The sequence below is a fragment of the Rhizobium sp. Leaf384 genome (assembly GCF_001424065.1).
Taxonomy (GTDB): Bacteria; Pseudomonadota; Alphaproteobacteria; order Rhizobiales; family Rhizobiaceae; genus Ferranicluibacter.
Genome location: NZ_LMQE01000001.1, coordinates 444,864 through 454,037, shown reverse-complemented (window position 1 = coordinate 454,037; position 9,174 = coordinate 444,864). Strand labels below are relative to the sequence as shown.

Sequence of the window (9,174 nt, the reverse complement as noted above, 5' to 3'; positions counted from 1 at the left end):
CCCCGCGTGCGGGGAGAAGAGACGTGGTGCGCTGCTTGGTTTCCCCCAAAGGGCAAGGCAGGCTCGTCCCCTCTCCCCGCAGGCGGGGAGAGGGTTAGGGTGAGGGGCGGCCCGCACGCGCAAAGGGTCGTCGTAAAGCTGGATCAGGGCACGGCGGCGCTGACCGATGGCATGGCCGTTTGTTGGGCGGCGTAGCCCCTCATCTGCCTGCCGGCATCTTCTCCCCGCGTGCGGGGAGAAGAGACGTTGGTGCGCYGCTTSGTTTCTCCCAAAGGACGAGGCACGCTTGTCCCCTCTCCCCGCAGGCGGGGAGAGGGTTAGGGTGAGGGGCAGCCCGCACGCGCAAAGGGTCGTCGTAAGCTGGACCAGGGCACAGCGGCGCTGATCGATGGCGCGGCCGTTTTGTTGGGCGGCGTAGCCCCTCATCKGCCTGCCGGCATCTTCTCCCCGCGGGCGGGGAGAAGAGACGTGGTTCGCCGCTTGGTTTCCCTCATGGGCAAGGCACGCTTGTCCCCTCTCCCCGCGTGCGGGGAGAAGAGACGTTGGTGCGCCGTTTGCTTTTTCCGCGAGAGCAAGGCACGCTCGCTGCTTTCTCCCCGCGGGCGGGGACAGCGTTAGGGGCGGGGTCGCCCGCAAGTGCGGAGGGGGCATGAGAGGGCCGAACCTGCGGACGACAGCGCGAGCGCGTCAGCTCAGACAAGGGGACAGCGAGGCGGAGCGCTTGCTCTGGGGCGAGCTGCGCGGGCGGCGACTGAACAATCTGAAATTCGTACGGCAGTTGCCCATCGATCGCTACTTTGCCGATTTTGCGTGTCGCGAAGCCCGTCTGGTCGTGGAGGTCGATGGTCATCAGCATGCAGGCAGCGATCACGACCAGGTCAGAAACGCGATCATGGCAGACCGTGGCTGGAACATCGCCCGGTTCTGGAGCCATCACGTGACGCGCGAGATGCGGTCCGTCCTGGAAACCATTGTGGCGATCGCAGACGGCCGACTGAAAGAACCGGTGCGTTCGATCGACTTCACGTTTGTGCTGGCCGCAGCGTCATCGACATGAACGCCCTTGCCAGGCGCCTCCCACCCCACCCATCCCGTCCACAGCGCAGACGCCGCGGCAAATGGCGCAAAACGCGGGGCGCGGGTTGCCCTTGGCATGCGAGGGAGATAAACACCGTGCCACCGCCCTATAGGAGCCTGATCATGAGCGATGCAGCCGCCAACGACGTCTTCTTCAACCGGTCCCTCGCCGATAGCGATCCGGATATTTTCGGTGCGATCGAGAAGGAGCTGGGCCGTCAGCGCCACGAGATCGAGCTGATTGCATCCGAGAACATCGTGTCGCGCGCCGTGCTCGAAGCGCAGGGCTCGATCATGACGAACAAATATGCCGAGGGTTATCCGGGCAAGCGCTACTATGGCGGCTGCCAGTTCGTCGATATCGCCGAGGAACTGGCCATCGACCGCGCCAAGCAGCTCTTCGGCGTCAACTTCGCCAATGTGCAGCCGAATTCCGGTTCGCAGATGAACCAGGCGGTGTTCCTGGCGCTGCTGCAGCCGGGTGATACCTTCATGGGCCTCGACCTGAACTCCGGGGGACATTTGACGCACGGCTCGCCGGTCAACATGTCCGGCAAATGGTTCAACGTGGTCTCCTACGGCGTGCGCGAAGAAGATCACATGCTGGACATGGAGGCGGTTGCCGAAAGCGCGCGCACGCACAAGCCGAAGCTCATCATCGCCGGCGGCACCGCCTATTCCCGCATCTGGGACTGGAAGCGCTTCCGCGAGATCGCCGACGAGGTCGGCGCCTGGCTGATGGTCGATATGGCGCACATCGCCGGCCTCGTTGCCGGTGGCCAGCACCCGTCGCCGTTCCCGCATTGCCATGTTGCCACCACGACGACGCACAAGTCGTTGCGCGGCCCGCGCGGCGGCATGATCCTGACCAATGACGAGAATCTGGCGAAGAAGTTCAATTCGGCCGTCTTCCCCGGCCTGCAGGGCGGCCCGCTGATGCACGTCATCGCCGCCAAGGCCGTCGCCTTCGGCGAGGCACTCAAGCCCGAATTCAAGGAGTATGCGGCCCAGATCGTCAAGAACGCCAAGGCGCTTTCGCAGACCCTGGTCGATGGCGGTCTCGACATCGTCTCCGGCGGCACCGACAACCACCTGATGCTGGTCGACCTGCGCAAGAAGAACGCAACCGGCAAGCGGGCGGAAGCGGCCCTCGGCCGCGCCTACATCACCTGCAACAAGAACGGCATTCCCTTCGATCCGGAAAAGCCCTTCGTCACCTCCGGCATTCGCCTCGGCACGCCGGCCGGCACGACGCGCGGCTTCAAGGAAACCGAATTCCGCGAGATCGGCAACCTGATCGTCGACACGCTGGACGGCCTCAAGGCCGCCAATTCCGACGAGGGCAATGCGGCGGTGGAAGCCGGCGTGCGCGAGAAGGTCGTGGCCCTGACGGACCGCTTCCCCATGTACGCCTACCTGTAAGGCCATATCGGAATGCGCTGCCCCTTTTGCGGATCGGAAGACAGCCAGGTCAAGGATTCCCGACCGGCCGAAGACGGGGCGGCGATCCGCCGCCGCCGGATCTGCCCGGATTGCGGGGGGCGCTTCACGACGTTCGAGCGTGTGCAGCTGCGCGAGCTCATGGTGTTGAAAAAGACCGGTCGGAAGGCACCTTTCGACCGGGAAAAGCTGATGCGATCGTTCGACATCGCGCTGCGCAAGCGGCCGGTGGAGCGCGAGCGGATCGAACGGGCCGTGTCCGGTATCGTCCGGCGGCTCGAAAGCTCGGGAGAGAGCGAGATCGCGTCCGAGGAAATCGGACTGCAGGTGCTGGAGGCGCTCAAGGGTCTCGATGATGTCGCCTTCGTGCGCTATGCCTCCGTCTATCGCGATTTCTCCCATGCCGAGGATTTCGAAAAGGTCATGGCGGAACTCTCTGCAAAGATCGCCCGCGACCCCGGCGCCTGACCGGAACTGCCGACATGACGCCTTCCCATGATCGAAACGCCGAGGATGCCGCCGCGACAGCGGACGGCCAAGCTGCAGACGGCATGGCTGCAGACGGCATCGCCGTCTCCGCCGGCGTGCCGGTGGACGAACAGCTGATGGCGGACGCCATTGCGGTCGGGGCCGGCCATCTTGGGTTCACCGGCAGCAATCCTTCCGTCGGCTGCCTGATCGTGCAGGAGGAGGCGCACGGACCGCGGATCATCGCCGCGGCCGTCACCGCGCCCGGCGGACGGCCGCATGCGGAAACGCAGGCTCTGGCGCAGGCCGGGGAGGCCGCGCGCGGAGCGACGGCCTATGTCACGCTCGAACCCTGTTCGCATCATGGCCACACGCCGCCCTGCGCCGAGGCGCTGATCCGCTCCGGCGTTTCGCGCGTCGTCATCTCCGTCGTCGATCCCGATCCGCGCGTTTCCGGGCGTGGGATCGCCATGTTGCAGGAGGCCGGCATCGTCGTGGAAACCGGGGTACTCGCATCTCAGGGTACGCGCGCGCTGGAAGCCTACCTGATGCGCATGCGCCTCGGTCGTCCGCACGTCACGCTGAAACTTGCGCTGTCGCGCGACGGCATGATCGGAGATCGTGCCCGTGGCGCGGGGCAGGGGCAGGTGGCGATCACCGGGCCGGAAGCCCGAACCTATGTGCAGCACCTGCGCGCCCGCACCGATGCCATCCTCGTCGGGATCGGCACGGCGCTCGCCGACGATCCGGACCTGACCGTCCGCCTGCCGGGGCTCGAAGAGCGTTCGCCGGTCCGCATCGTGCTGGACGCCGATCTGCGACTGCCCCCGGACAGCAAGCTGGCGCGCTCCGCACGGCAGGTTCCGGTCATCGCGGTGGCCCGTCCGCTGGCGTCGGAGGAAGACAACGCCGAGACGCATGCGCGGCAGCTGCGGATCGATGCCCTGTCGGCGCAGGGCGTCGAGGTGCTCGAAGGGGATCCGCGCAGGCTCGACCTCCTTCTGCCGGCGCTGGCAAGCCGCGGCCTGTCCTCGCTGCTGGTCGAAGGTGGCGCGCGCACCGCGGCCTCGTTCCTTGCGGCCGGGCTGGTCGATCGCCTGCTCCTGTTTACGGGAACGCCCACCATCGGGCCGCAGGGCGTGGCCTCTCCCGTTCGTCCCGGGCTTGTGCCTGCGCAATTCCTGCATATGTCTGGCGAGGCCTTCGGACCCGACCATCTGGATATCTACGAAAGGACTGCCTGATGTTTACCGGCATCGTGACTGACATCGGCAAGGTCGAGCGCGTGACGCCGCTCGACGCGGGCATCCGCCTGCGCGTGGCGACAGCCTACGATCCTGCCACCATCGACATCGGCGCCTCCATTTCGCATTCCGGCGTCTGCCTGACCGTGACCGCGCTGCCCGAGCAGGGCGCAAACGAGCGCTGGTTCGAGGTGGAGGCCTGGGAGGAGGCGCTGCGCCTGACGACCATTGCCGGCTGGTCTGCCGGTGCGCGCATCAACCTCGAACGGGCCCTGAAGATCGGCGACGAGCTCGGCGGTCACATCGTCTCGGGCCATGTCGACGGCACGGCCGAAATCCTGTCGGTGGAGGCGGAAGGCGAAGCGACGCGGTTTCGCCTGGACGCGCCCGAACACCTGGCGCGCTTCGTTGCCCCGAAGGGCTCCGTCGCGCTCGACGGCACGTCGCTGACCGTCAATGCCGTCGACGGCACGGTGTTCGACGTTCTCCTGATCCGCCATTCGCTGGAGGTCACCACCTGGGGCGAACGCAAGGCCGGCGACCGCGTCAATTTCGAGGTGGACACGATGGCCCGCTATGCGGCCCGGCTCGCGGATTTCCCGGCCAGGAACGTCTGACGTCGCGTCAGCTTCTCGACATCTCCCGGTCGTGGGGTCGCCCGGCCTCGGGGTCCTGTGACCGGGCTGTGAAGAGGCGCTCGCAGAGCACGACCGGTGCGCCGTGATAGACGGTGCGCGCCATCTCGCGGAAGCCGAGTTTGGAGGCGACGCGCAGCGATGCGGTGTTGGCAAGATCGATGATGCAGGTGCGCCGGGCCTTGGGATAGGTCCGCTCGCCCCATTGCAGCGCCGCCGATACGGCCTCGGTGGCGTAGCCCCGGCCGTGGGCCGTGGGGGACAGGGCCCATCCGGTTTCCATCGTGCCTTCGAGCGAGGGCTGGATCACGCGATGCAGATCGTGGAACCCCGCCTCGCCGATGAAGGCGCCGCTCTCCTTGTCCTGCAGGGCGAAGAAGCCGAAGCCGAAATAATGCCACATGCCCACCTGGCGCAGAAAGCGCGTCCAGGCCTGTTCCCGCGAGAACGGCACGCCGCCGATGAAGCGCACGACCTGCGCATCGGCAAAGAGGTTGGCATAGGCCGTAAAGTCGTCGCGCCGGTAGGGGCGAAGAAGCAGGCGGTTTGTTTCGAGGGTCGGTATGGCGTGCATGATATCTGTCTTAAAGGCGAATCGCGCCGATCGCAAAGCTGCCCTGCGTCACGCGATATGGAAAAGGCTTGCCATTGCGGCCCCGCCGTGGTTTGACCCGTGCCTCTGCCGACCAAGCGACCGGCAACATCCACATTTCCATTGCCCCCATTTCTCAGACAGGTGAACCGATGGCCGAAAGCGGCAAGCCCCATATCCTCATCGTCGAAGCCCGCTTCTATGACGACATGGCCGATGCGCTGCTCGACGGTGCGACCTCCGCGCTGACGGACGCCGGCGCTACCTACGACGTCGTGACCGTGCCCGGCGCGCTCGAAATCCCCGGCGCGATCGCCATGGCGCTCGACGGCATCGACAACGGCGCCACCGAATATGACGGCTTCGTCGCGCTCGGCATGGTCATTCGCGGCGAAACCTACCATTTCGACATCGTGGCCAACGAGAGCTGCCGCGCCATCATGGATCTGACCGTCAGCGAGAGCCTCGCTATCGGCAACGGCATCCTGACCGTCGAGAACGACGAGCAGGGCTGGGCCCGTGCGCGCAAGTCGCAGGGCGACAAGGGTGGCTTCGCGGCGCGCGCTGCCCTGACGATGATCGCCCTGAAAGCCAAGCTGGGAGGCGAACAGTGAACACGCCGACCGAACAGACGCCCCCGCTGAAGCAGGCGAACCAGCGCGGCGCAGCGCGCCTTGCCGCCGTGCAGGCCCTTTACCAGATGGACATCGGCGGCACCGGCGTGCTGGAGATCGTCGCCGAATACGAGACGCACCGCCTCGGGCAGGAGATCGATGGCGACACCTATCTGAAGGCGGACGCCTCCTGGTTCCGCTCCATCGTTTCGGGCGTCGTGCGCGACCAGCGCAAGCTCGACCCGTTGATCGGCACGGCCCTGCAGGACGACTGGGCGCTGTCGCGGCTTGATTCGACCGTCCGCGCCATCCTGCGCGCCGGCACGTTCGAACTGACCGAACGCAAGGACGTCCCCGTCGCGGTCATCGTCACCGAATATGTCGAGATCGCGCGGGCCTTCTTCGAGGAAGACGAACCGAAGCTCGTCAACGCCGTCCTCGACCGCATTGCCCGCCAGTTCCGCACGGACGTGCGGAAGTAGGTTATTTCACGATGTCACGTTGATCGGTTTTGGGGCGGATGTCTTCGGGCGTCCGCCCTTTTTGCTGTTCGTGCCGCGGACTTGCCGGCGAGCGCGATCGTCCGCCGCGGCGCACGTGGATGCGCGCTTCCCATCTCCGGCACCCTGTGCGGGAGGCGGCTTCCGGTCGGCGGGTCAAGGACGAAGCGCGTGCCGAAAGGGCGCAGGAGCATGGCCATCGCCGCGGGATGCCCTTTTCCAAGTTGCGGGATTCTGGACACGAAGTCCGCTTGACCTTGCCATGCTGCCGCCGCAATCTGGCGCCGTTCCCGTTATGCGTGAGGAGGCGCGGCGGGACGAAGACGGGGCTTTGGCGAGGCGTTGCCTGCCGGCCTTCCAAGGGAGGAAACATCCGACATGATTGTTCTACTGGGCGTAATTCTATGCGGGCTGGTTTCGGTGGCCTATGCCATCTGGGCGACGCGGTCCGTGCTGGCTGCCGATCAGGGCAATGCCCGCATGCAGGAAATTGCAGGCTATATCCGCGAAGGGGCGCAGGCCTATCTCGCACGGCAATATCTCACCATCGCCATCGTCGGCGCCATCGTCTTCGTCGCGGCCTGGCTGCTCCTCTCGGGCACGGCCGCCATCGGCTTCCTGATCGGTGCCGTCCTCTCGGGCGCGGCGGGCTTCATCGGCATGCATGTTTCCGTCCGGGCGAACGTGCGCACGGCGCAGGCGGCCTCCGTCAGCCTGTCGGCAGGTCTCGACATCGCCTTCAAGTCCGGTGCCATCACCGGCATGCTGGTGGCGGGCCTCGCGCTGCTCGGCGTGTCCCTCTATTACCTCATCCTGACCGCGGGCCTCGGCCATGCACCGGGTGACCGCGAGGTCATCGATGCGCTGGTGTCGCTCGGCTTCGGCGCGTCGCTGATCTCGATCTTCGCCCGCCTCGGCGGCGGCATCTTCACCAAGGGCGCGGATGTCGGCGGTGATCTCGTCGGCAAGGTCGAGGCCGGCATTCCCGAGGACGATCCGCGCAACCCCGCGACCATCGCCGACAATGTGGGCGACAATGTCGGCGACTGCGCCGGCATGGCGGCCGACCTGTTCGAGACCTATGCCGTCTCGATCGTCGCGACGATGGTGCTGGCGGCGATCTTCTTTGCCGGAAGCGCGACGCTCGCCTCGACCATGGTCTACCCGCTCGCGATCTGCGGCACCTGCATCATCACCTCGATCATCGGGGCCTTCTTCGTCAAGCTCGGCTCCAACGGCTCGATCATGGGCGCGCTCTATCGCGGGCTGATCGTCACCGGCCTCCTGTCGATCGTCGGCCTTGCCCTCGCGACGACAGCCACCGTCGGCTGGGGCGTCATCGGCACGGTCGATGGCAAGGACATCACGGGTGCGAGCCTCTTTGCCTGTGGCATTCTCGGCCTCGTCGTCACGGCGCTGATCGTCGTCATCACCGAATATTATACCGGCACCAACAAGCGGCCGGTCAACTCGATCGCCCAGGCCTCCGTCAGCGGCCACGGCACCAATGTCATCCAGGGCCTTGCGGTGTCGCTGGAATCGACCGCCTTGCCCGCCATCGTCATCGTCGGCGGCATCATCACGACCTACCAGCTTGCCGGCCTGTTCGGCACCGGCATCGCCGTCACCGCCATGCTCGGCATCGCCGGCATGATCGTGGCGCTCGACGCCTTCGGTCCGGTCACTGACAATGCCGGCGGGATCGCCGAAATGGCGCATCTGCCGCCGGAGGTGCGCAAGTCGACGGACGCGCTCGACGCGGTCGGCAACACCACCAAGGCCGTCACCAAGGGCTATGCGATCGGCTCGGCCGGTCTTGGCGCGCTGGTTCTCTTTGCCGCCTACGCCAACGACCTGAAGTATTTTGCCGCCAATGGCGACAAGTATCCCTATTATGCCGACGTCGGAACGATCTCCTTTGATCTCTCCAATCCCTATGTCGTCGCCGGGCTGATCTTCGGTGGCCTCATTCCCTACCTGTTCGGGGGCATCGCCATGACGGCCGTCGGCCGTGCGGCGGGCTCCGTCGTGGAGGAGGTGCGCCGGCAGTTCCGCGAAAAGCCCGGCATCATGGCCGGTACGGACCGCCCCGATTACGGCCGGGCGGTGGACATGCTGACCAAGGCGGCGATCCGCGAGATGATCGTTCCGTCGCTGCTGCCGGTGCTCGCGCCGATCGTCGTCTACTTCGGCGTCCTCGCGCTTTCCGGTTCCAAGGCCTCGGCCTTTGCGGCGCTCGGCGCGTCGCTCCTCGGCGTCATCGTCAACGGCCTCTTCGTCGCGATCTCCATGACCTCGGGCGGCGGCGCCTGGGACAATGCGAAGAAGAGCTTCGAGGACGGTTTCGTCGACAAGGACGGGCAGCGTCACCTCAAGGGCTCGGAAGCGCACAAGGCGTCCGTCACCGGCGACACGGTGGGTGATCCCTACAAGGACACGGCGGGCCCGGCCGTCAACCCGGCGATCAAGATCACCAACATCGTCGCCCTGCTGCTGCTGGCGGTTCTCGCCTAAAGGGCGTCGCCTCAAATGAAAACCCGCAGGGCCGGCCGGCGCTGCGGGTTTTTCTGTCTTGCGCGGTCGCGGCGTCGCGGGCTTGCGCCC

9 protein-coding genes are annotated in these 9,174 nt (G+C 66.2%); 8 read left to right on the top strand and 1 reads right to left on the bottom strand.

The genetic code is table 11. The features are described 5' to 3' along the window. The first annotated feature begins 649 nt into the window (after positions 1-649). From ASG25_RS02245 to ASG25_RS02225, 5 genes are all read left to right on the top strand, one after another. Positions 650-1,057 carry a DUF559 domain-containing protein gene (locus ASG25_RS02245; protein ID WP_062468669.1) on the top strand — a complete coding sequence of 136 codons (408 nt, stop codon included), beginning with the start codon at positions 650-652 and terminating at the stop codon, positions 1,055-1,057. Positions 1,058-1,200: 143 nt separating this feature from the next. After that, the gene (gene glyA / locus ASG25_RS02240) at positions 1,201-2,499 is read left to right on the top strand and encodes a serine hydroxymethyltransferase (protein ID WP_062468666.1); all 1,299 of its coding nucleotides are present in this window, start codon (positions 1,201-1,203) and stop codon (positions 2,497-2,499) included. A 12-nt stretch (positions 2,500-2,511) separates the two neighbouring features. Then, positions 2,512-2,985, top strand: a complete 474-nt coding sequence (gene nrdR, locus ASG25_RS02235) for a transcriptional regulator NrdR (protein ID WP_062468663.1) — start codon at positions 2,512-2,514, stop codon at positions 2,983-2,985. 83 nt (positions 2,986-3,068) lie between these two features. Beyond that, the gene (ribD, locus tag ASG25_RS02230; RefSeq protein ID WP_062471909.1) at positions 3,069-4,229 is read left to right on the top strand and encodes a bifunctional diaminohydroxyphosphoribosylaminopyrimidine deaminase/5-amino-6-(5-phosphoribosylamino)uracil reductase RibD; all 1,161 of its coding nucleotides are present in this window, start codon (positions 3,069-3,071) and stop codon (positions 4,227-4,229) included. Next, positions 4,229-4,846 (top strand): riboflavin synthase, encoded by a 618-nt coding sequence (locus tag ASG25_RS02225; RefSeq protein ID WP_062468660.1) that lies wholly within the window; start codon positions 4,229-4,231, stop codon positions 4,844-4,846. The genes ribD and ASG25_RS02225 overlap by 1 nt, the downstream gene beginning before the upstream one ends. A gap of 7 nt (positions 4,847-4,853) precedes the next feature. On the opposite strand, the gene ASG25_RS02220 is transcribed toward ASG25_RS02225, so the two are convergent. Beyond that, positions 4,854-5,438, bottom strand: coding sequence for a GNAT family N-acetyltransferase (locus ASG25_RS02220; protein ID WP_062468657.1), 585 nt, complete (start codon positions 5,436-5,438; stop codon positions 4,854-4,856). Positions 5,439-5,608: 170 nt separating this feature from the next. Here ASG25_RS02220 and ribH point away from each other — a divergent pair, with 170 nt between their 5' ends. The 3 genes from ribH (at position 5,609) to ASG25_RS02205 (ending at position 9,084) form a co-directional block, all read left to right on the top strand. After that, positions 5,609-6,070, top strand: coding sequence for a 6,7-dimethyl-8-ribityllumazine synthase (gene ribH / locus ASG25_RS02215; RefSeq protein WP_062471906.1), 462 nt, complete (start codon positions 5,609-5,611; stop codon positions 6,068-6,070). Further along, positions 6,067-6,552 (top strand): transcription antitermination factor NusB, encoded by a 486-nt coding sequence (nusB, locus tag ASG25_RS02210; RefSeq protein ID WP_062468653.1) that lies wholly within the window; start codon positions 6,067-6,069, stop codon positions 6,550-6,552. Before ribH ends, nusB begins: the two co-directional genes overlap by 4 nt. Before the next feature lie 396 nt (positions 6,553-6,948). Continuing rightward, positions 6,949-9,084 carry a sodium-translocating pyrophosphatase gene (locus ASG25_RS02205; RefSeq protein ID WP_062468649.1) on the top strand — a complete coding sequence of 712 codons (2,136 nt, stop codon included), beginning with the start codon at positions 6,949-6,951 and terminating at the stop codon, positions 9,082-9,084. The last annotated feature ends 90 nt before the right edge of the window (positions 9,085-9,174 follow it).

Excerpts from the sequence above, each read along its gene's own strand:
- ASG25_RS02245 (WP_062468669.1), top strand. The coding sequence starts at position 650 with ATGAGAGGGCCGAACCTGCGGACGACAGCGCGAGCGCGTCAGCTCAGA.
- glyA (WP_062468666.1), top strand. The coding sequence starts at position 1,201 with ATGAGCGATGCAGCCGCCAACGACGTCTTCTTCAACCGGTCCCTCGCC.
- nrdR (WP_062468663.1), top strand. The coding sequence starts at position 2,512 with ATGCGCTGCCCCTTTTGCGGATCGGAAGACAGCCAGGTCAAGGATTCC.
- ribD (WP_062471909.1), top strand. The coding sequence starts at position 3,069 with ATGGCTGCAGACGGCATCGCCGTCTCCGCCGGCGTGCCGGTGGACGAA.
- ASG25_RS02225 (WP_062468660.1), top strand. The coding sequence starts at position 4,229 with ATGTTTACCGGCATCGTGACTGACATCGGCAAGGTCGAGCGCGTGACG.
- ASG25_RS02220 (WP_062468657.1), bottom strand. The coding sequence starts at position 5,438 with ATGCACGCCATACCGACCCTCGAAACAAACCGCCTGCTTCTTCGCCCC.
- ribH (WP_062471906.1), top strand. The coding sequence starts at position 5,609 with ATGGCCGAAAGCGGCAAGCCCCATATCCTCATCGTCGAAGCCCGCTTC.
- ASG25_RS02205 (WP_062468649.1), top strand. The coding sequence starts at position 6,949 with ATGATTGTTCTACTGGGCGTAATTCTATGCGGGCTGGTTTCGGTGGCC.